Source organism: Rhodococcus sp. T9N (assembly GCF_024436645.1).
GTDB classification, from domain to species: Bacteria; Actinomycetota; Actinomycetes; order Mycobacteriales; family Mycobacteriaceae; genus Rhodococcus_F; species Rhodococcus_F qingshengii.
The window spans coordinates 284,527-309,394 of the sequence record NZ_JAMSKS010000005.1; the positions used below are offsets into that span (position 1 = coordinate 284,527).

27 protein-coding genes are annotated in these 24,868 nt (G+C 62.3%); 10 read left to right on the plus strand and 17 right to left on the minus strand.

Going from position 1 to position 24,868, the window contains the following annotated elements; all coding sequences use genetic code 11:
- Window positions 1–72 precede the first annotated feature (72 nt).
- Window positions 73–798: an SDR family NAD(P)-dependent oxidoreductase gene (locus tag M1L53_RS11815; protein ID WP_054188428.1), complete on the plus strand. Its 726-nt coding sequence runs from the start codon at window positions 73–75 to the stop codon at window positions 796–798.
- Here the strand turns inward: M1L53_RS11815 and M1L53_RS11820 are convergent, their stop codons facing one another.
- Entirely contained in the window at window positions 799–1,518 is a 720-nt protein-coding gene (locus M1L53_RS11820) for a dienelactone hydrolase family protein (RefSeq protein WP_030536547.1), read from the minus strand.
- Window positions 1,519–1,564: 46 nt separating this feature from the next.
- A complete protein-coding gene (locus M1L53_RS11825) occupies window positions 1,565–2,614 on the minus strand; it encodes an ABC transporter substrate-binding protein (RefSeq protein ID WP_231782583.1) in 1,050 nt (349 codons plus the stop codon).
- A 346-nt stretch (window positions 2,615–2,960) separates the two neighbouring features.
- Here M1L53_RS11825 and M1L53_RS11830 point away from each other — a divergent pair, with 346 nt between their 5' ends.
- Complete coding sequence (locus tag M1L53_RS11830) at window positions 2,961–3,164, plus strand: cold-shock protein (protein ID WP_003939930.1); 204 nt, start codon at window positions 2,961–2,963, stop codon at window positions 3,162–3,164.
- A 69-nt stretch (window positions 3,165–3,233) separates the two neighbouring features.
- Here the strand turns inward: M1L53_RS11830 and M1L53_RS11835 are convergent, their stop codons facing one another.
- From M1L53_RS11835 to M1L53_RS11850, 4 genes are all read right to left on the minus strand, one after another.
- On the minus strand, window positions 3,234–3,962 hold the full coding sequence (locus tag M1L53_RS11835) for a Clp protease N-terminal domain-containing protein (RefSeq protein ID WP_080552754.1): 729 nt from the start codon (window positions 3,960–3,962) through the stop codon (window positions 3,234–3,236).
- A gap of 70 nt (window positions 3,963–4,032) precedes the next feature.
- Window positions 4,033–4,818 carry an alpha/beta fold hydrolase gene (locus M1L53_RS11840; protein ID WP_050654629.1) on the minus strand — a complete coding sequence of 262 codons (786 nt, stop codon included), beginning with the start codon at window positions 4,816–4,818 and terminating at the stop codon, window positions 4,033–4,035.
- Window positions 4,819–4,901: 83 nt separating this feature from the next.
- The gene (locus M1L53_RS11845; RefSeq protein ID WP_007729992.1) at window positions 4,902–5,894 is read right to left on the minus strand and encodes an ABC transporter substrate-binding protein; all 993 of its coding nucleotides are present in this window, start codon (window positions 5,892–5,894) and stop codon (window positions 4,902–4,904) included.
- A 428-nt stretch (window positions 5,895–6,322) separates the two neighbouring features.
- The gene (locus M1L53_RS11850) at window positions 6,323–6,961 is read right to left on the minus strand and encodes a DUF2461 domain-containing protein (RefSeq protein WP_003939783.1); all 639 of its coding nucleotides are present in this window, start codon (window positions 6,959–6,961) and stop codon (window positions 6,323–6,325) included.
- A gap of 86 nt (window positions 6,962–7,047) precedes the next feature.
- Here M1L53_RS11850 and M1L53_RS11855 point away from each other — a divergent pair, with 86 nt between their 5' ends.
- Entirely contained in the window at window positions 7,048–7,893 is an 846-nt protein-coding gene (locus M1L53_RS11855; RefSeq protein ID WP_003939801.1) for a mechanosensitive ion channel family protein, read from the plus strand.
- A gap of 94 nt (window positions 7,894–7,987) precedes the next feature.
- Here M1L53_RS11855 and codB read toward each other — a convergent pair whose 3' ends face one another.
- On the minus strand, window positions 7,988–9,319 hold the full coding sequence (gene codB / locus M1L53_RS11860) for a cytosine permease (RefSeq protein WP_050654568.1): 1,332 nt from the start codon (window positions 9,317–9,319) through the stop codon (window positions 7,988–7,990).
- Window positions 9,316–9,780 carry a nucleoside deaminase gene (locus tag M1L53_RS11865; protein WP_003940577.1) on the minus strand — a complete coding sequence of 155 codons (465 nt, stop codon included), beginning with the start codon at window positions 9,778–9,780 and terminating at the stop codon, window positions 9,316–9,318. The genes codB and M1L53_RS11865 overlap by 4 nt, the downstream gene beginning before the upstream one ends.
- A 175-nt stretch (window positions 9,781–9,955) precedes the next feature.
- Between M1L53_RS11865 and M1L53_RS11870 the strand changes: the two genes are divergently transcribed.
- Both M1L53_RS11870 and M1L53_RS11875 read left to right on the plus strand, forming a co-directional pair.
- On the plus strand, window positions 9,956–11,476 hold the full coding sequence (locus M1L53_RS11870) for a PucR family transcriptional regulator (RefSeq protein WP_232319089.1): 1,521 nt from the start codon (window positions 9,956–9,958) through the stop codon (window positions 11,474–11,476).
- Between the two features lie 26 nt (window positions 11,477–11,502).
- Window positions 11,503–12,147 (plus strand): SUMF1/EgtB/PvdO family nonheme iron enzyme, encoded by a 645-nt coding sequence (locus tag M1L53_RS11875; protein ID WP_179090786.1) that lies wholly within the window; start codon window positions 11,503–11,505, stop codon window positions 12,145–12,147.
- Here the strand turns inward: M1L53_RS11875 and M1L53_RS11880 are convergent.
- Both M1L53_RS11880 and M1L53_RS11885 read right to left on the minus strand, forming a co-directional pair.
- On the minus strand, window positions 12,130–12,705 hold the full coding sequence (locus M1L53_RS11880) for an AAA family ATPase (protein ID WP_050654565.1): 576 nt from the start codon (window positions 12,703–12,705) through the stop codon (window positions 12,130–12,132). The two genes, M1L53_RS11875 and M1L53_RS11880, sit on opposite strands and share 18 nt — an antisense overlap.
- A gap of 18 nt (window positions 12,706–12,723) precedes the next feature.
- Entirely contained in the window at window positions 12,724–13,833 is a 1,110-nt protein-coding gene (locus M1L53_RS11885) for a DUF6670 family protein (RefSeq protein ID WP_054188430.1), read from the minus strand.
- A 146-nt stretch (window positions 13,834–13,979) separates the two neighbouring features.
- On the opposite strand from M1L53_RS11885, the gene M1L53_RS11890 reads away from it, so the two are divergent.
- Genes M1L53_RS11890 through M1L53_RS11900 form a run of 3 tightly spaced genes read left to right on the plus strand, consistent with a single transcriptional unit; the run spans window position 13,980 to window position 16,253 of the window.
- Window positions 13,980–14,822, plus strand: coding sequence for an alpha/beta hydrolase (locus M1L53_RS11890; protein WP_019745522.1), 843 nt, complete (start codon window positions 13,980–13,982; stop codon window positions 14,820–14,822).
- 2 nt (window positions 14,823–14,824) lie between these two features.
- A complete protein-coding gene (locus tag M1L53_RS11895) occupies window positions 14,825–15,391 on the plus strand; it encodes an NTP transferase domain-containing protein (RefSeq protein ID WP_054188431.1) in 567 nt (188 codons plus the stop codon).
- A 58-nt stretch (window positions 15,392–15,449) separates the two neighbouring features.
- Window positions 15,450–16,253, plus strand: a complete 804-nt coding sequence (locus M1L53_RS11900; RefSeq protein ID WP_054188432.1) for a transglutaminase family protein — start codon at window positions 15,450–15,452, stop codon at window positions 16,251–16,253.
- Window positions 16,254–16,262: 9 nt separating this feature from the next.
- Here M1L53_RS11900 and M1L53_RS11905 read toward each other — a convergent pair whose 3' ends face one another.
- The 4 genes from M1L53_RS11905 to M1L53_RS11920 form a co-directional block, all read right to left on the minus strand.
- A complete protein-coding gene (locus M1L53_RS11905; RefSeq protein WP_030536535.1) occupies window positions 16,263–17,234 on the minus strand; it encodes an alpha/beta hydrolase in 972 nt (323 codons plus the stop codon).
- A gap of 143 nt (window positions 17,235–17,377) precedes the next feature.
- Complete coding sequence (locus tag M1L53_RS11910) at window positions 17,378–17,815, minus strand: SRPBCC family protein (RefSeq protein WP_007729979.1); 438 nt, start codon at window positions 17,813–17,815, stop codon at window positions 17,378–17,380.
- A gap of 76 nt (window positions 17,816–17,891) precedes the next feature.
- Window positions 17,892–18,422 (minus strand): gluconokinase, encoded by a 531-nt coding sequence (locus tag M1L53_RS11915; RefSeq protein ID WP_030536532.1) that lies wholly within the window; start codon window positions 18,420–18,422, stop codon window positions 17,892–17,894.
- A 12-nt stretch (window positions 18,423–18,434) separates the two neighbouring features.
- On the minus strand, window positions 18,435–19,823 hold the full coding sequence (locus tag M1L53_RS11920; protein WP_003939838.1) for a GntP family permease: 1,389 nt from the start codon (window positions 19,821–19,823) through the stop codon (window positions 18,435–18,437).
- A 133-nt stretch (window positions 19,824–19,956) separates the two neighbouring features.
- Here M1L53_RS11920 and M1L53_RS11925 point away from each other — a divergent pair, with 133 nt between their 5' ends.
- Together M1L53_RS11925 and M1L53_RS11930 are read left to right on the plus strand one after the other, a co-directional pair.
- On the plus strand, window positions 19,957–20,685 hold the full coding sequence (locus M1L53_RS11925) for a FadR/GntR family transcriptional regulator (RefSeq protein WP_054188433.1): 729 nt from the start codon (window positions 19,957–19,959) through the stop codon (window positions 20,683–20,685).
- Window positions 20,686–20,782: 97 nt separating this feature from the next.
- Window positions 20,783–21,790, plus strand: a complete 1,008-nt coding sequence (locus tag M1L53_RS11930; RefSeq protein ID WP_003940093.1) for an NAD(P)H-dependent glycerol-3-phosphate dehydrogenase — start codon at window positions 20,783–20,785, stop codon at window positions 21,788–21,790.
- A 54-nt stretch (window positions 21,791–21,844) separates the two neighbouring features.
- On the opposite strand, the gene M1L53_RS11935 is transcribed toward M1L53_RS11930, so the two are convergent.
- From M1L53_RS11935 to M1L53_RS11945, 3 genes are all read right to left on the minus strand, one after another.
- Window positions 21,845–22,681 carry an NAD(P)-dependent oxidoreductase gene (locus M1L53_RS11935; protein WP_054188434.1) on the minus strand — a complete coding sequence of 279 codons (837 nt, stop codon included), beginning with the start codon at window positions 22,679–22,681 and terminating at the stop codon, window positions 21,845–21,847.
- 173 nt (window positions 22,682–22,854) lie between these two features.
- Entirely contained in the window at window positions 22,855–23,574 is a 720-nt protein-coding gene (locus M1L53_RS11940) for a M50 family metallopeptidase (RefSeq protein ID WP_054188435.1), read from the minus strand.
- A complete protein-coding gene (locus M1L53_RS11945) occupies window positions 23,571–24,758 on the minus strand; it encodes an ATP-binding protein (RefSeq protein WP_007729973.1) in 1,188 nt (395 codons plus the stop codon). Before M1L53_RS11945 ends, M1L53_RS11940 begins: the two co-directional genes overlap by 4 nt.
- Window positions 24,759–24,868 lie beyond the last annotated feature (110 nt).

A 24,868-nucleotide genomic window follows, 5' to 3' on the forward strand; every position in this document is an offset into this window, starting at 1 on the left:
CACTGCACACCTCGTTTAGCTCTAAATGATACGTTCTTCGTATAGGTCTAAACGTAGCTCACGGAGGTAGGCATGACACGCACAGTTCTGGTAACCGGCGGCGGAACAGGGATCGGGCGCGCAGTTGCAGCGGCGTTCGCCCGGGACGGAGACACCGTTTTTGTCACCGGCCGACGCACGGAACCACTCGAAAAGACCGCGGAGGAGTTGGGCGATAATGTTCACGCCTTGACTTGTGACAACTCCGACCCGAAAGACCTGAAGCGGCTGCAGGATTCGCTTCCGGGAACCATCGACGTCGTGGCGCACTGCGCCGGCGGTAACACGGACTTCGATCGTGAAGCGCCGTCAGATCTGGAATCCCTGGCCGCCGGGTGGCGGGCCAATCTGGACTCCAATCTGATCTCGGCAGTGTTGACCACAGCAGCAGTTCGAGATCGAATCCCCAGTGGCGGTGCCGTCATCACCATCGGATCGATTGCCGCCGACAAGGGAGCTGGAGCGTACGGCGCTGCCAAAGCAGCAGTTGCGACGTGGAATGTCGATCTGGCCGCCGAACTGGGCCCAGAAGGCATCACGGCGAACATCGTCTCCCCCGGTTACATCGCCGACACCGAGTTCTTCCGGGACTTTCTGACGGACGAGCGTCGCGCGATGCTGATCGAATCCACCAGCACCAAGCGCGCCGGAACCCCGGACGACATCGCATCAGCCGTCCATTTCTTGGCCTCACCGGGTGCCCGGCAGATCACCGGTCAGGTATTGGCAGTCAACGGCGGTGAGAGAACCAGTCGCTGATCACGCCAGGTGGCGCTCGAAGAACGAGTCGATTCGCTTCCAGGCATCCTGCGCTGCAACAGGATCGGGACCGATTCCGAGGATGCGCTCCAAAGGACGAAGCACCTTGGGTCCGGCCTCCGCGTCGTTGAGGAACGCGTGGCCGGCGGTGGGGTACTCCTTGACGTCGTTCTCGATACCGGCATTGCTGAGCGCCGTCTCCAGCTTCGCTGCCGCGCCCCGGAGCGAAAAGTCCTTGCCTCCGAAACTCCCGACGATCGGGCACGCATCCACCACGGCCTCATCGAGTTTGCGTGGAAGCTGACCGTAATTGACCGAGGCAGCGTCGAAATCTCCGGCGCTGACCATCGCGAAGCCGCCGCCCATGCAGAATCCGATGACACCAATCTTTCCGGTGCAGTCCGGGGATTCCACCAGCCAACTGCGAGCGACTTCGATGTCGGTGAACGCCTTGCCGTGTCCTCGAAGCATCGACGTCATGGTGGGCACTAGGCACCGCTTCGCCCCGCCCGCGCTGTAGAGGTCGACAGCGAGCGTCAGGAATCCCGCAGCGGCCAGCCGCTTGGCTTGCCGCTGCATCACCTCCTCGAGCCCGAAGGCCTCGTGAATCATCACTACCCCCGGCCACGGGCCGGGGGTAGTGGGGGTTTCGAGTATCGCTCGCAGCGGTTGTGATCCGCCGACTACTGCGGCGCGGCCCGTCAGATCTATGTCCACCATGTTTCGATGCTAGGCCGACGCGGCGTCAATAGGCTCGGAAGCGAGGTCAGGGGAGCTGTTTTCCCTGGCCCGCCGCAAGCCCGGTCAAGACCCCGGCGAGCTGCGGCAAGGCGTACGGCGCGCTCAGTGGACCGAAATTATCGACAAAGGCATTCGAGAGCAGAAGTTCGACCGGCGCATAGGATCGCGCCTTCACCGCGGGGAGGTTCTGGAAAACTGCGAAGTTCTCCAACCTCGTCGTCGCTTCCTGATCAGAAGCGAGGCTGAGCAAAATGTCTGCGGGTGCGAGTACCTCCGCCTGCTCCATCGACAGCGCAGTCATCTGCTCGGCGTTGTATCCGCGATAGTCGAGTCCGAGTTCGCGCAGCAGAACCCCGGGCGCACTGGCATCCCCCTGCACATACAACTGATCGCCGTACATCGAGCCGATCATGATCGTCTTGCCACCCAAGCCGTTCAGGGAAGCTGCGGTGTCGGAGATCAGAGCGTCGGTCCGGGCGATCGCTGCAGCAGCAGCCTCGTCGACAAAAGCTGCCTGCCCGACCATGGCGACGCCGTCACGCCACGAGGTGGTCCAGTCCAGCGCGATGACCGGAGCGATCTGACTGAGCCTCTCGGCTGCAGGTTCGAGATAAGTCTTCATTCCGATGATGAGGTCCGGCGAGTAGCGCGCGATGATTTCCGGGTTGATTTCGCCTGTGGTGCCGAAGCTTTCGAGGTCGGCTATTCCCGCGGTGCTCTGCCAAGGCAGTGAACCGCGGTCCCACGATCCTGTGTTGCCGTAGGCGACTGGGTGAACGCCGAGCGAGAGCAGGAATTCCAGATCCGTGAAGTCGCTGGCAACAACGATCCTTTCCGGCTTTCCCGAGATCGTGGTGGTTCCGAGCGCATTGATCACCTCACGTTGTTCGCCGGCATCAGAAGCATCTGATGTAGTCGAACACCCCGCAAGGATGGCGGCCGCTGCCACTGCGCCGACCCCGAAGAACCCACGGCGACTGAGCTGGTCCACAAGTTCAGACGTCGTGGATTCACAAATCGTTCCGTACATGTATGCACTCTCCTTCTCGGCGACTGCTGCGCGCGCCGAGGGCACAGCGAAAGAGAGGTTAGCCCACCCTCATCTTCCATAGGGTTCCTACGTTTGCGATTCCGAGAGATCGGAGCGATAAAAATGGACCGTTCTCGAGCGGACAAGTACATTCCCGCTGATCTATCACCGCAGGCAGTTGGGCGAGCCACCAGTCCCTGCCTTCTGCGATCGGGTCGCTCCAGCGTCGAAAATCAGTCGAAGATCAGTTGCCATTCCCTCCTCGAAAGCTTCCGAATTACCGTCTTTTGCACGTCGCCCACCGTTCGACTTGCGCGGCGTGGGAGGATAGACATATCGAGATCGGGACTTCGATGTGAGGGCCCGGATCGAGTTTGTAGGGAGTATCGGTATGGCACAGGGCATCGTGAAGTGGTTCAACGGCGAAAAGGGCTTTGGTTTCATCGCTCCCGACGACGGAACACCGGACGTGTTCGTTCATTACTCTGAAATCTCGGGCAACGGCTACAAGTCGCTCGACGAGAACCAGCGTGTGGAGTTCGAGGTTGGCCAGGGCCAGAAGGGTCCTCAGGCCACCAATGTGCGCGCTGTCTGATCAGTGACACAAGAAGAGGGCCGCACCCGCAAGGGTGCGGCCCTCTTCTGCATCGGATTCACCTCTGAATCACTGATCCTGAATGACGGCCAACGCTCCAACGATGTTCGACTCCGCCACCGACTTCGAGATTCCGAGATCAGCCAGAACGCCTGATCCGTCTTCGAGTTCGAGCAGCGCGAGCAGGATGTGCTCGGTTCCGATGTAGTTGTGGCCCAGGCGAAGAGCCTCACGGAACGTCAGTTCCAGGACCTTGCGCGCACGAGCGTCGTACGGAATGAGTTCTGGTAGTTCGGAAGTCGGAGTCGGTAGTACACCGGCCACTGCAGCTCGGACGGATCCGAGCTCCACCCCTTGCGCCACTATCGCCTTCGCAGCCAACCCGGCAGGCTCCTCGACGAGCCCCAGGAGCAGGTGCTCCGGCTGGATCTCTGCGTTACCGGCGGCGCGGGCTTCGTTCTGCGAGGCCATGACGACGTTCTTCGCCCGGGGAGTGAACCGGTTGAACCCTTCGTTCGGATCCATCGGCTTCTGATCACTCGGCGCCTTGGGAACAAAACGCTTCTGCGCAGCCTGCTTCGAGACACCCATGCTCGCGCCGATCTCCGTCCACGACGCTCCCGACCTGCGCGCCTGGTCGACGAAGTGACCGATCAGGTGATCTGCAACTTCACCGAGATGATCAGCGGCAATCACGGCGTCGGAGAGTTGGTCGAGAGCATCGGTGTGCACCTTCTTGATCGCGTCGATGAGGTCGTCGAGTCGAACCTTGTTGGTCATTTCCACTGGTTTGCTCATGCGTCAACCCTAGGTTGACGCAATCGAAAGCGTCAACCCTAGGTTGACGATCGTCTTCGCCGCCCAGTGCTCAGCCGGAAAAGAATTCACGCAGAGCCGGGACAATAGCGTCGTCGGCGACGCCGTGGCCCTGACCGGGGATCTCCAAAGTCTTTGTCCCCGAGACTTTTGCAGCGATTCTCGTCGCCGAGGCAGGTGCCCATTGACCACTGTCACCGCCGTACATGACCAATGTAGGGACGGTAATGGAGGCAAGCCAGTCGAGCGACTGACAGCCGTGATCACACACCGCGACGTCGTAAGGCAAGGTGTGCGCGATGGCGCACATGTCGGGCCAATCGGCACTCCGCTTGATCTCGTCGACCATCTCCGGAGACGCGCCGGTCAGATCCAGAAAACGCGTCACAGCACCTTCCCTGTCGCCGCCCGCAATCAATCGCTCCAGGTCACTTTGGGCAGTCTCGTCACGCTGGTCGTCGTCCATGTACGGCGCCTCGTAGACGGCGAGCTTACGCATCGGAACGGCCTGCGCAGCGGCCTCCAAAGCCAGCGCGGCACCCGACGACAATCCGTAAACGAGCGGTGTTTCACCGGTGGCAGCGACGACCGCCCGCAAGTCCTCCACCTCGGCGTCGATCGAGAACGCGCGACTGTCACCGCTGTCCCCGCGTCCGCGCCTGTCGTACGAGTACACCGTGAAGTCCGCCGCCAACTCTGCAGCCAGGGAATCGAACCAACCGCGGTCGCAGAACGCTCCGGCGACCAGGACCACTGCTGGTCCGGCACCGGAGCGTTCGTATGCGATGGTCGTACCGTCGCGGGATTGCACTACCGCAGGGGATTGCTCTGTTTGCACGTCGATCTCCTCACGTCTGGTCAATGCCTACCTGATTAGACCGCCCGCGCTACCGAAACTCATCGGTCCGGTCGGCAGAGGCTTCAGCTGATCTTGTTGTACAGGGCATCCCAACCCTGTGCCACGTACGAAATCGTGTAGATCGAACCGTAGAACGTAGAGCCACCCAGACTGGTGACGTTGCCCGCCTGCACTGCCGGGAGTCGCTGCCACAGCTTGCTCGCCACCAATGCCTGGTACGCGGCACTGTCCTCGTTCTCGGTGATCATGAAGCCGTCGACGCCGGCCAGCACGTCGAGGCCCTCGAGGCTGACCCCGCCCTCGGGATCAAGCCCCTCCGAGGTGGCGGTTTTGCCACCGATGTCGCCGAGCGTCATGTCGCTGGGCTTGTCGCCCTTCTCGGAGGTACGGATGCTCGTGACGTACAGCGTGTTCGTGTCCGGCATGAACGAGACACTGGCGACGGTCTTGGACGCAATCTTCTCGGCATGACGACTGCGGATGTCGGAAATCAGATTGTCGTAGTCGAGCGTCAATCGATCGAGTGTGGCCGTTCGACCGAGCCAGCCCGACAACCGCGAGAGGTTTGTGCGCCAGTCGTCGGTGAACTCTGTCGTCAGAACCGGTGCGATGGTGGACATCTCGGCCACCGGCCACCACTCGCTCTCGTAGTTCAGGCACACGATCAGGTCGGGCTCGAGCGCCAAGATCTGCTCGCGGTTGGGGATCTCCGACAGGAACGGTACCGACGAATCGATAGGCACCCACGGTGTCGCCTGGGCGTACGTGTAGCCGACGAGCGGAAGTTCCAGCGCTACAGCAGGTTCCAGATCGAGCCGCGAGTCGATCGCGACAACCCTCTTCGGATTGACAGGAATGTCGTACGTTCCGAGAGGTGTCGTCACAGAACGCATTTCGGTTTCACCCGAACTGCTCCCGCTGTCACCGCAGGCCGCCAGGAACGCGCCCAGCCCGGCGATTCCGGCACCGAAGCCGAACTGCCGACGTGTGAGGTCCGAAACGAGGCGGTTGTCGGAGTAGCCCTCGGGAAGCAAGAGCGTGGATTGAGCGGGCATGCGTGTCGAACCTCCAAAAGAAATGAATCATCCACTGTTGCGAGCGGATAAGGATGCCCTAACAGCGTACGCAGGGAGGGTCGTCGCGATCGGCCCAGAAATAGTCGAATCAGGCCAATTCGCACCCCTTACTTGTCGAGTTTGCGCATCTCGACGAAGTAGACCGCACTGAACGCGAGGTAGGTGCCGACGATTCCGAGGACCGAGATGATCAGGACGAGAGCGAGAAACATAGCCATGATGGTCTCCACTGACACGGGTTGTTCACGATGTCGATCGAGAGAAAATGGCTTCGAACTGCGGCGCTGCGACTCGAAGCGGGGCCGAAACTTTCGGTTACACACACCACGCTAGCCCCAGGCGTCTCGAGTTTTGATGAACTCGAGGTGAACTCTCCTACGGCTACGTCACACTTTTCTGTCGGACGGTCAGTTCGGTCCGAGCACCTGTCCGGACCATTCGACCAAAGGCGTCAGTGCGCGCCACGCTGTGCGAACTTCCTTCAATGTCCTGGCGCTGTCCAGCCACGACGGGCTTGGGTAACTACGACCAGCAGTCAGCGACTTGTGACGCAGCAATTCGATCCGCGGGTGATCGACCGTGTATCCGCGAGGCGCCGTCTTGAGCTTGTCGCCGCCGATCGTGAATCCGGCCTTCTCGACGGAGGCCAGGATCTTCTCGAGCTCCGGCCCTCGAACGTCGTCGTCGACAGCCGCACGATAACGCGCGATGGTCTCCGAACTGCTGGCGTAGAAACCACCGGCCACCATCAACCCTGCCGCGTCGATCTGCACGTAGTAGCCACAGCTCTCGGCGAGACCGACGAACGCTCCCTGGTGCGTCTTGTACGGGATCTTGTCCTTCGAGAATCGAACGTCACGATACGGCCGAAAGAGCTTGGCCGTGCCGAATTCGTCCTCCAACGCCGCGGTCAACGACGCCATCGGACGACGAACCACTTCGTCGTACGTCTCCTTGTGCGCTGCCCACCAGGTCTTGCTGTTGTCGGCCTCCAAGTCTTCGTAGAAGTCGAGTGCAGCAACGGGTATGCCAGTGAACGCAGCCATGACGTAAGCCTAGCTGCCTGTTCGGCTTTGGACCGTCTGCCCTGCACCGATGCCCGGATCGGCCCGAATCCGTAGACTGCATGGAGATGATTTCCGAAATACAAGCATGGGAACTGACCGATACCAACCGAGACTGGTTGATTCACCGACCCGTCGAGATCGCGATCTACGTGGCACTCGCAGTCGTTCTGCGCTTCGCACTGCACCGCGGGATCGATCGAATGTCGAAGCCTCGCAAGTCTCCGAACGCCAAGGTGAACGAGCGCAGATCGCAGCGAGCCCGGACCATCGGTTCGGTACTCAAATCGACGGTGTCCATCGTCATCCTGGTCTGGTGTGTGCTGCAGATTCTCGGCATCCTCGGGATCAACGTCGCGCCGTTCATCGCATCCGCCGGAGTCATCGGCCTTGCCATCGGTTTCGGTGCACAAAACCTGGTGCGTGACTTCCTCTCCGGCATCTTCATGTTGCTCGAGGATCAGTACGGTGTCGGCGACGTCGTCGATCTCGGCGACGCGGTCGGCACCGTCGAAACAGTGGGCCTGCGCGTCACCACGATTCGAGATGTGAACGGCACCTTGTGGTACTGCCGCAACGGCGAAATCCTGCGAGTGGGCAACATGAGTCAGGGTTACGCCACTGCAGTTCTCGATCTCCCGATCGCCCACAATGCGAACGTGCACAAAGCGTGTGAGGTGGCGACGCGAGCTGTCCTCGAGGCGGCAGAGTCCGAACCGATCAGGGCGGACATGATCGACAAGCCGGAGATGCTGGGAGTCAATTCGGTTACTGCCGAGGCAATTACCATTCGAGTGACGGCGCAGGTCAAGCCTGGGCGCCAATGGGCAGTCCAGCGCGCATTTGCGCGCTCGGCTCTGACTGCGTTCGAAGAGCAGGGTATCGAGGCACCGTACCTGCCTGTTCTGCGATGACGGTTGAGACGGAAGCGTCTGCCCTTTCCATCAAGTGCGCGAGCCCCCGGCGCGGTCGATACCGCCGGGGGCTCGCTGGTGCCTGAAGCATGATTCAGACGGTGGAGGTCGATACCTCCCGATCTGCCGATCTGTTGCCAAACGCCTTGTGCAGGAACATCGTCAGTGCAATGGCTACCACGATTCCGATCAGCGGCGGGATTCCCACCTCGAACTCACCGGAAAGCCAAGCGAGGAACGCTGCGACGGCATAGACGGCGAGGTTGCGCCAGTGGACCGGCTGCGGGGTGTACCCCTCGGGGATGCCTCGCCGCCACCGGCACAGGAAGTCAGCGATGATCACGCCGCCCAATGGCGGGATGAAAGTTCCGAGCAGACTCAGGTAGTCGACCAGATGGTTGTGCACACCGGTCAGAGCGAGCGCCGTGCCGATCACACATCCACCGATGACGAACGGGGTCTTGCGAGGCTTTCTGAACAGTTCGGCACCGGCCACCCCGAAGGCGTATGCGGTGTCGGCGTTGCTCTTCCAGAGGTTCCCGAACAGCAAGACCAGGCCCCAGCCGACAAGCCCGAGGTTGTAGAGAATCAGCACGAAGTCACCTTCGTGGAACGTGATAGCTCCGATGGCACCGAACAGGATCATCAATCCGTTTCCGAGGAGGAACCCGATAACGCAGGCCCACACCGCTTGTGATCCGGAACGGGCAAACCTGGTCCAGTTGGGCGCTTGCGTTCCCGCCGATACGAACGTGCCGACGACAGTGGTGATTGCGAGCGCGATCGTCATGGTCGTCTGCGGTTGAACCGAGACCAGGCCGGAGAATCCACCGACCTCTTCGAGGGACCGGAACACGACCCAGCAGGCCAACGCCAGGATCAAGGGCGTCGAGACGAGCGAGACCCAATACATTCCGCGGTAGCCGTAGCAGGCGGTGATGCACATCAAGATGCTCGCCGCGATCATCACCGACGCCCGCGCGAGATAGGAATCCCAGCCCAATGCCTGCGCGGTGAGATCGCCGATCGTGCCGATGATGACTCCGTACCAGCCGATCTGGGTACCGCCCAGCAGGATCGAAGCGAGCTTGGACCCGCGAGTGCCGAAACTGTAGCGCGCCATCACAACTGTTGTCAGCCCGGTTCGGGCTCCGACGAACCCCATCATGGCGACGTAGACCCCCAAGATGGCGGATCCGGCGGCGATCACCACCATCAGTTTCCAGAACGAGAACGCGGTACCGAGCGCTGCTCCGGCCAACATCGTCGGTGTGAAGATGGTGAACCCCAGCAACACCACCGCGAGCGAGAAGAACGGCTTACGTGCATGAAGCGGAACCGGAGTGACGGGATAGTCTGGATCGATCGGGTGGCCTGCGCTCTCCGAATCGCCTGCGACCGTGGCAGGTTCGACGGCGCTGCTCATACAACTTCGCCGATGTCTTCGAGCCACAGGCTCGGGCGCTCGGCCAGCATGCGGTCCATCAGTGCCACACACTCCGCGTCGTCGACGACGTCGACCTGAATTCCGCTGCTGCGCAACCATTCCTCCGATGCCTCGAAGGAACGATTTTCGCCGACCACGATTCGAGGGATCTCGTACAGGCGCGCCGTTCCGGCGCACATGAAGCACGGCGACAAAGTCGTGTAGAGGACACACTCGCGATACACCGAGGCCGGCAGTCGTCCGGCGCGCTCGATGCAGTCGGTCTCTCCATGACGGATGGCGCTGTTCATCTGGACCCGACGGTTACGTCCGACTGCGAGAACCTCGCCCCGGTGAATCAGCGCCGCGCCGATCGGCACGCCGCCCTCCTCCCAACCGATCTTCGCCTGTTCGATCGCAAGTCCGAGAAAATACTCATCGGTGTGTGCCGGATGATTCATGTGCGCTCCTGGAGTCTGACCAAAATCGTCGATTGTGGCTCGTGTCACAATCCGACCACGGTGGTAACAGCCCGACAAGGGACAACCTGTCAGTTCGGCAGAACTAGCTCTATGACGAAGTGCCCCCTCGGCGGACGATATAGAAATGCTCCCGACTCTGCGACAAGTTCTTGCGATGCCCTCGTTTAAGGCCGCCGCAATCGAGGTGCTCGCGGGCGACATCGATACCGCGGTGGTCCGCTGGGTCCATTCGTCCGAGGTGTACGAGATGGGTGGGCTGCTGTCCGGAGGTGAGGTCCTTCTGACCACGGGCCTCGGTCTCCACGGGCGGTCTCCCGAGCAGCTCACCGCCTACATCGACCAATTGGCGGACGCGGGATGCGTCGCACTCGCGATGGAAGTCGGGCGCTCGTTCCTCACGGCCCCTCCCGAACTCGTCGAAGCTTCGCGCCGACGGGGACTCGCGTTCTTGGCCCTGCACGCAGTAGTGCCCTTCGAGCGGATGGTCGAAGACTTTCACGACCTCATGCTCCGCCGCACTCTCGGTTCGGCGCAAGCGGGCGAGCCTGTCTGGCAAGAACTTCTGAGTCTCGTGGTTGCAGGCCAGGGCATGACTGCGCTGCTCGACAAAGTGTCACGACTCGCGGGGTGCGGCGTCGATCTGCTCGACGCGGATGGCAGAACCGTCGAGCGCAGCACAACCGGCGCAGAGCGATCCGAGACCGAACGCACTATCCACGACGTACGCGGCCCGACGAACTCACTCGGTCGACTTGTCCTGTGCGGGCCGGCAACCACACGCCGAACCGCCGTCGCAAACTGCGCCGCCGTCGCGGTAGCTCTGGAACTCGGCCGTCACGGCGATCTCGGCCCAAGACAGTCACTCACCCAATCGGTGATCACCGACGTGGTGGGCGGTGTGCTCACATCGCACGGCGACTTGTACGAGCGACTGACAGCGGCCGGGTGGACGCCGTTGTCGGAGGGGCACCACGTCCTCGTCGCCGCTGTCGACATCGATCGGCAAACCCCGGTTCGAGAGCTCGCTGACCAAGTACGCGACGCCGTGCGGGCCGTGCTCGGCTCCTGTGTCGTCGGGACTGCGGCCAATCACGTCATCGTGCTCGCGCACGGGTGGGCGTCCGCATCCCCCGCTCGAGTGCGGACTGCGTTCACCGAAGCCGACGAGCTGCTACGCCGCGGGCCGGGCGGTTCCGCGGTACGCACGCTCGGAGTGGCGACGCCGGTCGCGGATCTGTCGGGCGTCGGGGCTGCGGTCGCGCAAGCTCGCGAAGTCGTCCAGATCGCGCGGCGCTTCGGCTCCCGGACCGGAGTGATCCTCGCGAGGGACGTCGGCGTCCAACGACTGCTCGCCGCCGGAACGACACCCGCTTCGCTGTCCGTGTTCGTAACCGAGCAACTCGGTTCGCTGATCGCATACGACACAGCACATTCCGCCGATCTCGTCCGAACGCTCGACGCGTACCTCGCACATCGGGGCGGCAAGGCGAGAACCGCGGATTTCCTCGGCATTCGGCGTCAGTCGCTTTATGCACGGCTCACGCGTATCGAGAAGCTGATGGGTGTTTCCCTCGACGATCCGGCACAGGTGGTCTGCCTCGGGCTTGCGCTGACCGCATGGCGCATGCGCACCGGCCTTGATCCACAAGCTGCGTTCGAGCGTCTCCCCGGGTGAGCGACAACCTCTGCGATGATGAACGAATGACCGGAGCAGCGGAGTTGATGATCGAGATCCCTGCCGGCCAGGTGCACCTTCGGGACGACCGCAAAGGTACTGCGTGGACCTCGAAAGTCGAATCCTTCCGCCTCGCACGCCATCTCACCACCAGGGCGCTGCTTCACGGAGATTCGTCGGACGATTCGAGCAAACCAGCGGTCGACCTTTCATGGAAGGACGCCATCGCAACCTGCAACACACTTTCGGTCGCGGACGGTCTGACACCCGCATATCGAGACGTCGACACCGATTCTCCGCAGTGGGACCGGGGCGCAACTGGCTACCGGCTCGCCACCGAGGCCGAGTGGCAGTACGCATGCAAGGCCGGCACCTCCGGCTACCGCTACGGCGAGATCGACGAGATTGCCTGGTACAGCGACAATTCAGAGGGTAGAGCGCATCCCGTCGGAACCAAAACACCCAACAACTGGGGCCTGTACGACATGATCGGCAATGTCTGGGAATGGTGCTGGGATCTCTACGACCCCGAGGTTTACGGCACGTACCGGATCTTCCGCGGCGGCAGTTGGGCCGAAAGTGAGCGCGGTTGCGGCGCTACCGTAAGGAGGCGAAGCCACCCGACGTTTGCTATCGACGACTTGGGATTTCGCCTAGCTCAGACGATCTGAGGGCAGACGGCCGAGGACTTCGAGCACAGCCTCGATCTCTTCTCGACTGCGCAGCCGAACTATCGGCAACGACGGCACATCGACAAGAACCGTGGCCATACGCCCGACGTTGCGTCCGTCGCTTCGCCAGGCCCAGCGCACCACGTGATCCGGATCGAAGAGAATGGTGTGCAGTGGCGGCTCCATGTTGCGATTCCACAACACCTCTCGATGCAATCGCCGACGCACGGTTCGTGTGATCACCTGGCGCATCACCGTCCGCCGAGGCAGATCCAACCACAGCATCAGGTCCGCACGCTCGGCCAGAAGCTCACGCACCGCGCCGTACTGCCACTCGGTCACCCAGGCCGGCTCGCTGGAAAAGCGTCGTACTTCGGTTTCGAAACTGTCGAGCGGAATCCAGCCGGGCCCGTGGAACAGCGAGTCCAGCTCAGTGTGTTCGATCTCGAGAAGCCGCCCGATTCGACCGGCGAGAGTCGTCTTTCCGGCACCGGAAGTCCCCGCGACAAGGATCTTCTGCGGACGAATCGTCAGCGCGGCGGGGTCTACGAAAGGCACCGATACACCCTAGGGGCCTTACACTTCGCAGTCCACCCATTCGATGTAACCGGTGCCGTTGATCGACGCACCGTCGAAGCTTCCCCGGTAGGTGTACGCGCCGACGTATCCCTTGCCGTGACCGTAGCGCCACTCCGCGTCGATCTCGGCCTCGAACTCCACGACCGTCCTACCGTAATCGCGCACCTGCCAACGCAGTACGCGCGGCACACGCATCTCGCGACCCTGTGGGTCGACGTGCAATGCGTCGGCGTACTCGAGCACGTCGAACTCGACGTCGTCGAAGACCTTCGCACTACCGTCGACAGTCCGAATGTAGGCGAGCTTGCACGCCGTAACCCCTGACGCTCGAACATCGGTGAGCAACAACTGATGCCGGTCGTCCAGTTGAACGATCTGGTAGGTGAAAAAGTCGGCCGGGAGCTTCCACGACTCGGGAAGCGCGCGGCGAGTCAACGATTGCGGTGTCATGCACCGCGCGTACTCGACGGTGCACGGAGCCGAAATACTCACCGGTCCATCCGGACTCGCAATTGTTCCGGAGCACTGTGCCAGCAGACTGACGTGGTCGTAGACGGGATTACGCACGAACCACGACGCTTGGTCCGTTGCCACGATCTCGAGATCGACGTCGAATGAGTCGTATCGCCCGGTGACACGGAAGTTCGGATAGCTGTTCTCGATGATCAGGTTGTCACCGAAGGCGATTCGCGAACCATCTTCTTCGAATGCACACTCATCGGCAGCGTCGTACGCCCGGTAGAAGTGATGGCCCGGCGCTGCGGTGGAACTCAGCACGGTTGCGGTGTTTCGCGCGTCTGGTGCAGCGAGATAGTCGTTGTCGAACACCACCGTCCCGGTTGCACCGATCAACGTCATGGTGTTGAGGTAACGGAGAGGCCCTGGCAGCCGGGGAACGAAGATCCCGTAGTGCGTCCACGCGAACTTCCGCGAAGCCAGGTGCGGACGCATCATGTCGGGCCGATCGAACGGGCGTACCGATTCCGCCATTCGCTTGTCGATCAGCGGTAGCGCGCCGTCCAGCAAGGCCCGAACCGCAGGTCGCCACAATCGGCGCGAGCGGGTGGCGGGAACAGGGTCGGAACGATCAACGGTTTGTCCGGTCACGCCCCTAAGTTAATGTAACCAAACGTAACAAACAAGTGTCGAATTTTCCTCGACGCCCTCACACCCTGAACACCCGCGCCCTGCGCACGCGGCGAATAGCATGTGAGAATCCGCGTACCGGAACCGGTCGCAGAGAGGGCGCAACAATGCAGCACGAAGAGTCGTCGTTCACCGGAGTGGCCGGCACCAAGATCGTCTACGACGTGTGGACACCGGACCGCGAACCCACCGGGGTTCTCGTCCTGTGCCACGGACTCGGCGAACACGCGAGGCGCTACGACCATGTTGCTGCGCGGCTCGGGGAACTCGGGCTCATCGTGTACGCACCCGACCATCGCGGGCACGGACGCTCTGGCGGCAAGCGCGTTCACCTCAAGGAATTCTCCGACTTCACCGACGACGTCCACACGTTGTTCTCGATCGTGACGGCGGCACATCCCGGCAAGGACAAGTTCCTGCTCGGGCACAGCATGGGCGGCGCGATCGCCCTTTCCTACGCCCTCGACCATCAGGCCGATCTCAAAGCCCTCGCCCTGTCCGGACCTGCGGTGATCATCGCAACCGGCACGCCGAAGATCGTGATGCAGCTGGGCAAGATCGTCGGCAAATACCTCCCGGACGTGCCCGTCGAGAACCTGGAAGCTGCTGCCGTATCGCGTGATCAGAAGGTCGTCGACAAGTACAACGCCGACCCGCTGGTTCACCACGGCAAGGTTCCCGCCGGCATCGCGCGCGGCATGATCACCGCCGCGGAAGGCTTCCCGGCGCGCCTGCCCTCGCTCACCATTCCCGTACTGCTTCAACACGGCTCGGACGACCGTTTGACGGACCCGGCCGGCAGCAAGCTCGTCGCAGATCTGGCCGGCTCTTCGGATGTCACCTTGAAGGTGTACGACGGCCTGTACCACGAGATCTTCAACGAGCCTGAGCAGGAAGAAGTTCTGAACGATCTGATCGAGTGGCTGCGTCCGCGGGTCACCGGAGCATAGTCATGTCTACGTGCGGGATCCTGCTGGCGGCCGGGGCCGGATCCCGCATGGGCAAACCCAAAGCGCTCGTCACAAACACCGAGGGTCAGTCTTGGCTCCACCACGGGGTGACGACACTGCAGTCCGCAGGCCTCTCACCGGTCATCGTGGTCCTCGGCGCGCAGGCAGAGGACGCCCTCGAACTACTGCGCACCACCGATGTCATTGTGGTGATATCGGATTGGCAACACGGAATGAGCGCGTCACTGCGCTGCGGACTCGAGGCCGCCATGCGAATCGACGACGCAGATGCGGCAGCGATCTCTCTGGTCGACGTCCCGGACCTCAACGCCGACACCGTGACGCGGATCGTGGGTCACAGCTCCCCATCACGAAACATACTGCGAAGAGCTGTCTTTCACGGAAGACCCGGCCATCCCGTCCTGATCGGACGCGACCACTGGCCGACGCTTGCAAAGTCACTCACCGGGGACGGCGGCGCCAACACCTACCTACGCGAACACGGGGTCGAGTTGGTGGAGTGCAGCGACCTCAGCAGCGGCGTCGACGTCGACTATCCCGAAGCCTGATCGCACGTCACAATCCTCCCAGGTGGTGGGTGTCCGTATTCGGTGTAAAGATGGCCCGATGAAACGTACCGTCGCCGCCCTGCTCGACATCGAGATCGACGAGGCGACCAACCTGGAGTTCAAGATCGCGATGACGCGCGCGCCGGGTGTCGAACTGCTGGAAACGATGTCGTTCGTCCATGACGGCAATCCGCTCGAACCCCGCGAGATCACCGCCGAACACGGTACCCGGATCCACCTACTCGACTGTGCCCCAGGCAAACTGATTGTCAGCTACGACGCAACCGTCATCGGCCGCGCAGAACCGTTGTCGGTCAGCGACTACGACGTGTCGAAATATCTGCGCCCCAGCCGGTATGCCGAGGCCGACAAGTTCTTCGGTTTTGTCGCCGGGCAATTCGATCTCGCCACTCCCCCGGCCGAACTCCTCCTCGAAGTCACTCGCTGGGTGAGTACACATTTGAGTTATGTTCCCGGCACCAGTCGCGGCACCGACAGTGCGGTAGACACCTTGCTCGCCGGCGCCGGAGTGTGCCGCGACTACTCGCACCTGACCATCTCACTGCTGCGCGCCGTGGGGATTCCCGCTCGACTGGTGGCCGTCTACGCGCCGGGCTGCGATCCGATGGATTTTCACGCCGTAGTCGAAGCCAATATCGACCACGTCTGGCGCGTGGTCGATGCAACGCAGTTGGCGCCGCGCAGCAATCTTGTGCGCATCTCGACCGGCCGAGATGCCGCAGACACAGCCTTCCTCGACAATCACGGCGGTTCGATCACGTTGCATGCCTCGGAAGTTCGCGCAGTCGTCGACGGCGTTCTCGACAACGACGACTACGCAACACTCACATCGATCGGCTGAAAAGCAGCGTCAGGCGCTGATCTGGTTCTGCGAGGCCATCGTTCGCTCGAGGAACTTGATCGTGAGATCGACGATCGCCTTCCCCTCCCGAAGAGCTTTCCCGATCACCGGGAAAGCATGGATCTGCCCACTCCAGATGTGCGTTTCGACGGCTTGTCCTGCCTTGATCAAGTTTTCGGTCATGATCTCGACGTCCGGACGCATCAGTTCGTATTCGGCGGACACCAGGAACGACGGCGGAATCAGACTGGCGTCGGCGTTGATCGGCGACTGCGCACCAGGAATCTCGTCCGGCCCCTCGAGCCACCGGTCCTTGAGCTTTTCCACCTGTGACATCGGTAGGTAGGCATCACGTTTCATGAAATCGGGATCATGGTCCTCGAGGTTCACGTTGAGAAGAGGGGAATATCCCACCACGGCAGCGGGCCGCGTGATTCCGCGCAGTGCGGCAATTTCGGCGACCTTCATGGCCAGGTATCCGCCCGCCGAGTCACCGGCAACCACAATCTTGTTCGGGTCTTCGGCTGTCTCGAGCAACGCGGTGTACGCGGCCATTGCGTCCTTGACGGAGGTGCCGATGGAACCTTCCGGCAGCTGGCGGTAGCGCACGGAGATCACCGGTACGCCGGCCTTCGCAGAGAGCAAACCGCACAGTGCCCGGTGCGTTGCCAGACCGCAGAAGACGAATCCCCCTCCGTGGAAGTAGAGGATCGTGGCGCCGGCCAACTCGCCCTGCGCTTTGCGTGGATGCTGCACCTTCTCGCTGGGCACACCCCCCAGCGTGAAAGGCTCGATATCGAGGTTCTTCGGCTTCGGCAGTTTGTCCGCCATCGCATCGAGTCGCTCGAGTTGGCGGATACCACGTTCGGTGGTCGGCCAAAGGGTGAACATCGGCTTCACGAACGTCCTGGTCAGGCAGAAGATAACCCGCGCTCGCGGACTCACGTTCCAATGCCATACCGTCGAATCTCGCGTCCGCATAGCGTCCTCCCAGGTCAAGCCGTTTTGTGCATTTGAGTTACACATACTTGTCGGCTGCTGATGTGAACGATAACTGACGCTGCGTCAAAATGACACGACGGGTATGGATCAATTGCTCGAGCGTGTGCAAGTTCTGGTCGCGATCACGGCCGGGAGAGATATGCGCACAGTCCGCGGTGCCCTCCACGCATCATCGCTTCATGATTCCACTCGAACAGCGGCTTCGCGACCTTCGCGGCCAGACCAAGCGCTCCGGACACCGCTACCTGTTGCCGAAATTCGGCTGTGCAACCAGATCCAGCGGGGCGCACCGCCCAGCTACTCCACCCGGTCATTGCGCCGGTGAGACGCACTTTCAGAAAGCGGTCAACTGAGTCTTCCACCTCGCGTCGCCCGAAGACCAGCAGCGTCAGAGGGACAGCGCTGCGGATGGACATGGAGCCTGAATGCTCGTCGATCGTCCCGACTCGGCGTATCTGAGGCCACCACTGCGAATACCGTTCGGCATCCGCGAGAACCTCGTAGACGCGGTCAGCAGAGGCAGGAAGCGTCCAGACGCTGTGGAAGTCGAAGTCGGTCACGGTTCAGTCCGTCTGCGCAGCAGCAGTCACCCAAGCACCGTAACCCGAACCTCGGGTGCTTACACGCCGGGCTTGCTCAGTATTCGAATGTCTCCACGCGTCGCAGGATCTCCTCCGCGATCTTGGCGGGACTCCCGCCCACGTCGACGACGATGGCCTGTTCGTCCGGGTCGACGGCCTCGAGTGTCGAGATCTGGGAGTCGAGCAGCGAGGCGGGCATGTAGTGATCGAGGCGAGCGGTCAATCGCTGGCCGATCTGATCCCGCGAACCGGCGAGGTGCACGAACACGACGTGCTCACCGCGAAGCACGTCGCGGTAGCTGCGCTTGAGTGCCGAACACGTGACGATGCCCGGCTGACCGGCGTCGGTATGGCTCTTGATCCAGACGGCGATCTTGTCGAGCCAGGGCCAGCGGTCTTCGTCGTTCAACGGATGCCCGGTCGCCATCTTGTCGATGTTCGCCTGCGGGTGGAGATCGTCGCCTTCTTGAAGGTCCCAACCCATCGCTCCGGCGAGCATGCCGCCGACCGTCGACTTTCCCGAACCCGAGACACCCATCAGGACGAGCACGGGATACTGCTTCTGCTGTGCCGCTTCGGTGTTCATGTGCTCGCCTACCTAGATGAATGCGCTCAACACGAGCACTCCGGCCAGGCCCGATACCGAGATGATGCATTCCATCACGGTCCAGGTCTTGAGGTTCTGTACCACGCTGACGCCCAGATACTCCTTCACCAACCAGAATCCGGCGTCGTTGACGTGCGAGAGGAAGAGCGAGCCCGCACCGATCGCCAAGACCATCAGCGAGACATGTGCGGACGAGAGGTCTGCCGCAACCGGAGCGAGGATGCCCGACGCCGTCACCGTTGCCACCGTTGCCGAACCTGTTGCGACGCGGATCAATACCGCTACCAGCCAGGCCAGGAACAGCACGGGGAGGCTGCTGCCCTTGATCGCGTCGGCGATCACTCCGGCGATACCGGTGTCGATCAGGACCTGCTTGAAACCACCACCGGCGCCGACGATCAACAAGATGCCTGCGATGGGAGGTAGGGAACTCTCGAGTGACTTCGAGATGGCCTTGCGGTCCATTCCGCCGCCACGACCCAGCAGCACCATACCGACCAGAACCGCGAGACCCAAAGCCACAACGGGTGTTCCGAGGAAGTCGAGGACGGACTTGGGGAGTGCCTCGGAATCGGGTGCGATCACGTCTGCAAATGCCTTGCCCAGCATGAGAACAACCGGGAGGAGGATCGCTGCGAGAGTAGCCGCGAACGAGGGACGCTGCTTCTTCTCTTCCTCGCCTCGATCTTCGCCTGTGACAAAAAGATCCGGGACCTTCACGTCGACCCACCGCGCGGCGTACTTACTGAAGACCGGTCCGGCGAGAACAACAGTGGGGATCGCGACGAGGACACCGAGTGCGAGGGTGAGGCCGAGGTTTGCGTTCAAAGCCGAGACTGCAACCAGCGGCCCGGGGTGCGGGGGAACCAACCCGTGCATGGCCGAGAGGCCGGCGAGGGTGGGGATCGCGATGCGCATCAGGGACAAGCCGGAACGCCGCGCGACGAGGATGATGACCGGCATCAACAGGACGAGACCGATTTCGAAGAACATCGGCAGACCGATCACTGCGCCGACCAGAGCCATGGTCCACGGAAGCGCCTTGGTGCTGGAACGGCCGACCAGCGTGTCGACCACTCGGTCGGCACCGCCGGAATCGGCGAGGAGTTTGCCGAACATCGCGCCGAAACCGATCAGGATTCCAACGCTTCCCATTGTCGACCCGAAGCCTGTGGCGAACGCCGCGACCGACTCGGCCGATCCGAGGCCGGCCGCCAGACCGACGCCCACCGCGCCGATGGACAGCGCGAGGAAGGGATGCAGGTCGAGCCAGGTGATCAGCGCGATGATGACCGCGACGCCGGCGACTGCAGCGATGATCAATCGTGCGTCGCTACCAGCGGGGACGACCTCGGCCGCCAGCAATGCTGTGGTGTTCATAGGGACTCCCAGTCCGATGAGTGATTGAGGTCACTGTTCCTTAATTAACCTACAATTTCAAGATCAGACACTAATTTGTAGTATTTATTCGGCTTCCACCGGGCTTACTCCATACGCATGGGACGATCTATGTATGCCTTCTGTCCCGTTTCAGCAGTTACACGACTCGATGCTGGAACAGCTCGGCCAAGACATAGTCGGTGGTGTGCTCCCCCCGGGAACCACGATCTCCGCCGACGAGGTGGCAACGCGCTACGACGTGTCGCGAACCGTCATCCGCGAAGTTGTCCGCGTTCTCGAATCTCTCGGATTGGCTTCAGTTCGTCGACGCGTCGGAATCACCATCCTGGGCTCCGAACACTGGAACTCGCTCGACCCCAATGTCATCCGCTGGCAACTGGCCGGTCCTGATCGGTTCGAGCAGCTGTCTATCCTCAGCGAACTCCGTTCCGGCGTCGAACCTCTGGCTGCGCGACTCGCCGCAACTCGCGCCACACCTGAGCAGTGCGGCGCTCTCACTGCAGCCGTCATCGGCATGTCAGCTACCTCTCGCGCTGCCGATACCAACGCATATCTCGGCCATGATTCCGACTTTCACCGCACCCTGCTCGCCGCTTCCGGTAACCCGATGCTGCGGGCGATGTCGCAGATCGTCGTCGAGATACTCGAAGGCCGCACCCGCCACTCGTTGATGCCCCACGAGGCCGACCCCGAAGCGATCCACCTGCACGGAGTGGTCGCATCGGCCATTCAGGCCGGGGACGCCGACGCCGCGGAAGCCGCCATGCGCTCGATCGTCGCGGAATCCGCAGAAGCGGTCGAAACAATGCGCGAAAGCCCCGAACCGCCGCCTCATCTGTAAGTCGAGCCACAGACTCGGCGGAATTGGCCCGCAACTGCTCCGCAAGTGGAACGCTTGGCGCCATGACAGCACTCGCTACCCAGAACAGCGCACTCTGATGGCCCGCCCGGTACGCGTCGTCGTCCTCGGTGCCGGATCGTGGGGAACCACGGTGGCCGGCCTCGCCGCCCGCAACACCCCGACCCTGTTGTGGGCACGCAATTCCGAAGCAGCCGACGAGATCAATTCGCAACGGACCAACTCCAAATACCTTGGTGAGCGCAAACTTCCCAAGGGGCTCAAGGCAACCTCGGATCTGGTCGAAGCCGCCCGCGAAGCGGACGTACTCGTATGCGGGGTGCCATCGCACGCCGTTCGCTCCACCCTCGCCGAGATCGCCAACGAGGTTCGGGCGTGGGTCCCGGTGTTGTCACTGTCCAAGGGCCTCGAGCCCGGCACCCGGCAGCGTCCCACCGAAGTGATCGCCGAGTGCCTGCCCGGCCATCCCGTCGGATTGCTCGCGGGCCCCAACATCGCCAAAGAAATCGTCGACGGCATGGCCGCGGCATCGGTCGTGGCCACCCAGGACGATCGTGTCGCCGCCGCGCTGCAACCCCTGTTTGCATCGTCGGTCTTCCGCGTCTACCGCAACACCGACGTACTCGGCTGTGAACTCGGCGGCATCCTCAAGAACATCGTTGCCATCGCCTCGGGCATGGCCGACGGTCTGGGAGTCGGTGACAACACTCGTGCGATGGTGCTCGCACGCGGTCTCGCCGAGATGACCCGACTCGGTGAGGCGATGGGCGCCAACCCACGCACCTTTGCCGGCCTCACGGGCGTCGGCGATCTGATTGCCACCTGCATGGCTCCGACTTCTCGGAACCGTCGCGTCGGCGAAGCTCTGGCGCAGGGATTGACCGTCGAGGAGGCGGTCGCCAAGCTCGGCCAGGTTGCCGAGGGCGTGAAGACTGCCCCCACCGTCATGGATCTGGCCCGTGAATACGGTGTCGACATGCCGATTGCCGCGGAGGTCGAGGCCGTCATCGGCGGTCGCCAAAGTGCCAGCGACGCATATCGCGGACTTCAGAAGGTTGCCCCGGGCGGCGAGCACGAAGTGGCGTGAGGAAGATCTACAGGTATCTAGCGATTTGGCTAGATACCTGTAGATCGCCCGAGATCACGGAATTGGAGCGTCGACGAAGATGTCGATCGCCAACGGTGACTCACCGCCGTACTGCGAGAAATCCGAGATCCCCGCCTCGCGCAAGATCTCGACGTCGAGCACTGTACGACCGGTATCCGTGCCGGCGGGACGCCCGAGAATCTCGACAGCCGCATCGGCCATGATCTCGGGTGAACGCGAGTGCTCGATACTGTCGTCTCCCCCGAGCAGGTTTCCGACAGCGGCCGTGGCGATCATGGTCTCCGGCCACAGGCAATTACTCGAAATCGGTGCACCTGAATACTCCGCGGCGATGCCCAAGGCCGCCAATGTCATTCCGTATTTGGCCAGCATGTAGCCCGGATGAGCACCCAACCAGTGCGGCGAAAAGTTGAGCGGCGGCGACAGCGTCAACACGTGCGCATTGGCCGAAACCCGAAGGTACGGAAGGCACGCGCGGGTGAGCGCGAAGGTGCCACGGACGTTGACCTGCTGCATCAGATCGAATCGCTTCATCGCGAGATCTTCGGTTTTCGAGATGTCGAGGACGCTCGCGTTGTTGACCACGATGTCGATGCCACCGAAGTGCTCTACCGCTGCAGCCACGGCCCGCGCGATGTCGTCGTCGTTCCTCACGTCGCCGACGACCGGAACGGCATGACCCTCGAGCTCGTTCAACTGGTCCACAGCCGTGTGGATAGTTCCGGGCAACCGGGGGTCAGGCGTATCGGTCTTGGCGAGCAACACGATATTTCCGCCGCGGCGCGCTATCGCACGGGCGATGGCAAGTCCGATGCCACGGCTTCCCCCGGACATGATCGCGGTTCGTCCGCGGAAGTTCTTGTCGTCCAAAACGAATCCTTGTCATCGTCGACGGTCTTCGTCGTTGCGGGTGTGGCCGCGGGAAGTCCCGGCACGACCACTCGTCGACTTCCACGATATGAGCGCCTTCATGCGATGACTACGTCCGCAGAGCATCAACAATCGTTGGTCCGTTGTCCTGACGGGACAACGGATCAATCCGGTCAGCCACCCACCGGGCGCAGAATCCACCATCCGCCGAGCACGAGCACCGCGACGTTCACGAGCAGGAACAACCCGACCCAGACGATCGCGGGTATCGGTGAGAGCCTGGCCAATTGGTCGGCGTCCGAGTCCGGTGCCCCGCCTCGTCGCATTCGCTGCCGTTGAAGTTCCACGACCGGGCGTGGTCCGGCAAAGAGGAGGAAGAGCGTCAGGAAGTACGCTGCGGCCACTTGCTGCTCCTGGGTCCCCAACCAGACGAGCCCGAACAACACGGCTCCCACGACTGCAAGTGAGAAGACTCCGTAGAGGTTTCGGATCAGGACCATCATCACCGCGATGACGAATACGCCGATCCACAGCACCGAGACCGCACGCTGCGCGCCCAACAACCCGGCCGCGCCGAGTCCGAGAATCGACGGTCCGACGTACCCCGCGAACGTCATCAGAATGACGCCGAAGCCGGTCGGTTTGCCCGACGAAATCGCGACACCCGACGTATCCGAATGCAGGCGAAGACCTTTCAACCGTCGACCGACCAGGACGGCGACGATCAGATGAGCGCCCTCGTGTGCGATGGTGACGACGTTGCGGGCGATCCGCCACAGGTGTGGTTCGAGAACGATGATCACGGCGATCAACGCGGCCAGTTGAACCACCCAGGCCGGCGGATTGGGACTGAGCGCCGCCACCCGATCCCACGCGGTTTCGAGCGCGTTCACTCCGCTTGTCCGCGCAGGTATCGGCCGAAGTGCGGGACCGTGAATCCGATGGATCCACGTTCTGCCGAATAGATCAGCCCCTTCTTGATCAGTCCATCGCGTGCCGGCGACAGGGAAGCCGGTTTGCGCCCCAACTCGACGGCGATCTTCGCGGTTGCGACGGGCCCGTCGTCACCGGCGAGATCGGCCATGGCGCGCATGTACTCACGCTCCGCGGGCGTTGCTCGCTCGTACCGCGATCCGAAGAAACCGACAGCGAGTTCTTCCTCAGCCGTCGGCGCGCCGACGCGCACGTCTTCTGCCGTGATCGGACTCGACGCCGCCACATCCCACGTGGCCTTTCCGTAGGCCTGAACGAAGTACGGGTACCCGTCAGCCGCTTCGTACAGAGCGTCGAGCGCGGATTCGGTGAACTCGACGTCCTCACGCTCGGCAGGTGCGATCAGTGCCTGATCTGCAGCTTCACGCTCGAGGCGGTCGATCCGGTGGTAGCTGAACAGGCGCTCCGAGTAGCTTTTCGACGCCGACAGCACAGCAGGCAGATGCGGAAGCCCTGCACCGACGACGATCAGCGGTGCCGCGTCCTGACTCAACTCGTGGCAGGCCCCGCAGATCGCCGAGACATCCGCTGCTCCGAGGTCCTGCATCTCGTCGATGAAGATGGCGATCCCGACGCCGACATCTCTGGCCAGCGACGACGCGTCGAGCAGCAACTCGACCAGGTCGATCTCGATGTCGCCGCTGTCCGCGCGACCTTTGATCGCAGGTGCGTCGATGCCTGGTTGCCAGCGCTCGCGCATTCCCTTGTCCGCAGTGGCGCGTAGGGCAAACGATTTGAGGACTCCGAGGAACTGCTCGACTCGCTCCGGATCGCGATGGGAGACCGCGATCTCTCGGACTGCCATGTGGAGCGCTGACGAGAGTGGGCGTCGTAAATCCTGATCGGGGCGCGCCTCGATCTTGCCTGTCCCCCAGCTTCGGGAGATCGCGGCCGAACGCAACTGATTGAGCAGGACGGTCTTGCCGACGCCACGCAATCCGGTGAGGACAACACTTCGTTCCGGGCGGCCACGCGCAATTCGCTCGAGAACGACGTCGAAGGCGTCGATCTGCTTGTCGCGCCCGGCGAGTTCCGGCGGGCGTTGACCGGCACCGGGGGCATACGGATTGCGCACGGGGTCCATGCCCATCGACGGTACAAGCCGAGTAGACGAATATCCCGCTCTCTAGCGCGTGTCCTAGAGAGAACTAGGAACCGCAATATCGGCTCGAACCTTGTCGAACCGGGCTCCGG

Excerpts from the sequence above, each read along its gene's own strand:
- M1L53_RS11815 (WP_054188428.1), top strand. The coding sequence starts at position 73 with ATGACACGCACAGTTCTGGTAACCGGCGGCGGAACAGGGATCGGGCGC.
- M1L53_RS11820 (WP_030536547.1), bottom strand. The coding sequence starts at position 1,518 with ATGGTGGACATAGATCTGACGGGCCGCGCCGCAGTAGTCGGCGGATCA.
- M1L53_RS11830 (WP_003939930.1), top strand. The coding sequence starts at position 2,961 with ATGGCACAGGGCATCGTGAAGTGGTTCAACGGCGAAAAGGGCTTTGGT.
- M1L53_RS11835 (WP_080552754.1), bottom strand. The coding sequence starts at position 3,962 with ATGAGCAAACCAGTGGAAATGACCAACAAGGTTCGACTCGACGACCTC.
- M1L53_RS11845 (WP_007729992.1), bottom strand. The coding sequence starts at position 5,894 with ATGCCCGCTCAATCCACGCTCTTGCTTCCCGAGGGCTACTCCGACAAC.
- M1L53_RS11850 (WP_003939783.1), bottom strand. The coding sequence starts at position 6,961 with ATGGCTGCGTTCACTGGCATACCCGTTGCTGCACTCGACTTCTACGAA.
- M1L53_RS11855 (WP_003939801.1), top strand. The coding sequence starts at position 7,048 with ATGATTTCCGAAATACAAGCATGGGAACTGACCGATACCAACCGAGAC.
- codB (WP_050654568.1), bottom strand. The coding sequence starts at position 9,319 with ATGAGCAGCGCCGTCGAACCTGCCACGGTCGCAGGCGATTCGGAGAGC.
- M1L53_RS11865 (WP_003940577.1), bottom strand. The coding sequence starts at position 9,780 with ATGAATCATCCGGCACACACCGATGAGTATTTTCTCGGACTTGCGATC.
- M1L53_RS11870 (WP_232319089.1), top strand. The coding sequence starts at position 9,956 with ATGCCCTCGTTTAAGGCCGCCGCAATCGAGGTGCTCGCGGGCGACATC.
- M1L53_RS11875 (WP_179090786.1), top strand. The coding sequence starts at position 11,503 with ATGACCGGAGCAGCGGAGTTGATGATCGAGATCCCTGCCGGCCAGGTG.
- M1L53_RS11890 (WP_019745522.1), top strand. The coding sequence starts at position 13,980 with ATGCAGCACGAAGAGTCGTCGTTCACCGGAGTGGCCGGCACCAAGATC.
- M1L53_RS11895 (WP_054188431.1), top strand. The coding sequence starts at position 14,825 with ATGTCTACGTGCGGGATCCTGCTGGCGGCCGGGGCCGGATCCCGCATG.
- M1L53_RS11900 (WP_054188432.1), top strand. The coding sequence starts at position 15,450 with ATGAAACGTACCGTCGCCGCCCTGCTCGACATCGAGATCGACGAGGCG.
- M1L53_RS11905 (WP_030536535.1), bottom strand. The coding sequence starts at position 17,234 with ATGCGGACGCGAGATTCGACGGTATGGCATTGGAACGTGAGTCCGCGA.
- M1L53_RS11915 (WP_030536532.1), bottom strand. The coding sequence starts at position 18,422 with ATGAACACCGAAGCGGCACAGCAGAAGCAGTATCCCGTGCTCGTCCTG.
- M1L53_RS11920 (WP_003939838.1), bottom strand. The coding sequence starts at position 19,823 with ATGAACACCACAGCATTGCTGGCGGCCGAGGTCGTCCCCGCTGGTAGC.
- M1L53_RS11925 (WP_054188433.1), top strand. The coding sequence starts at position 19,957 with ATGCCTTCTGTCCCGTTTCAGCAGTTACACGACTCGATGCTGGAACAG.
- M1L53_RS11930 (WP_003940093.1), top strand. The coding sequence starts at position 20,783 with ATGGCCCGCCCGGTACGCGTCGTCGTCCTCGGTGCCGGATCGTGGGGA.
- M1L53_RS11945 (WP_007729973.1), bottom strand. The coding sequence starts at position 24,758 with ATGGACCCCGTGCGCAATCCGTATGCCCCCGGTGCCGGTCAACGCCCG.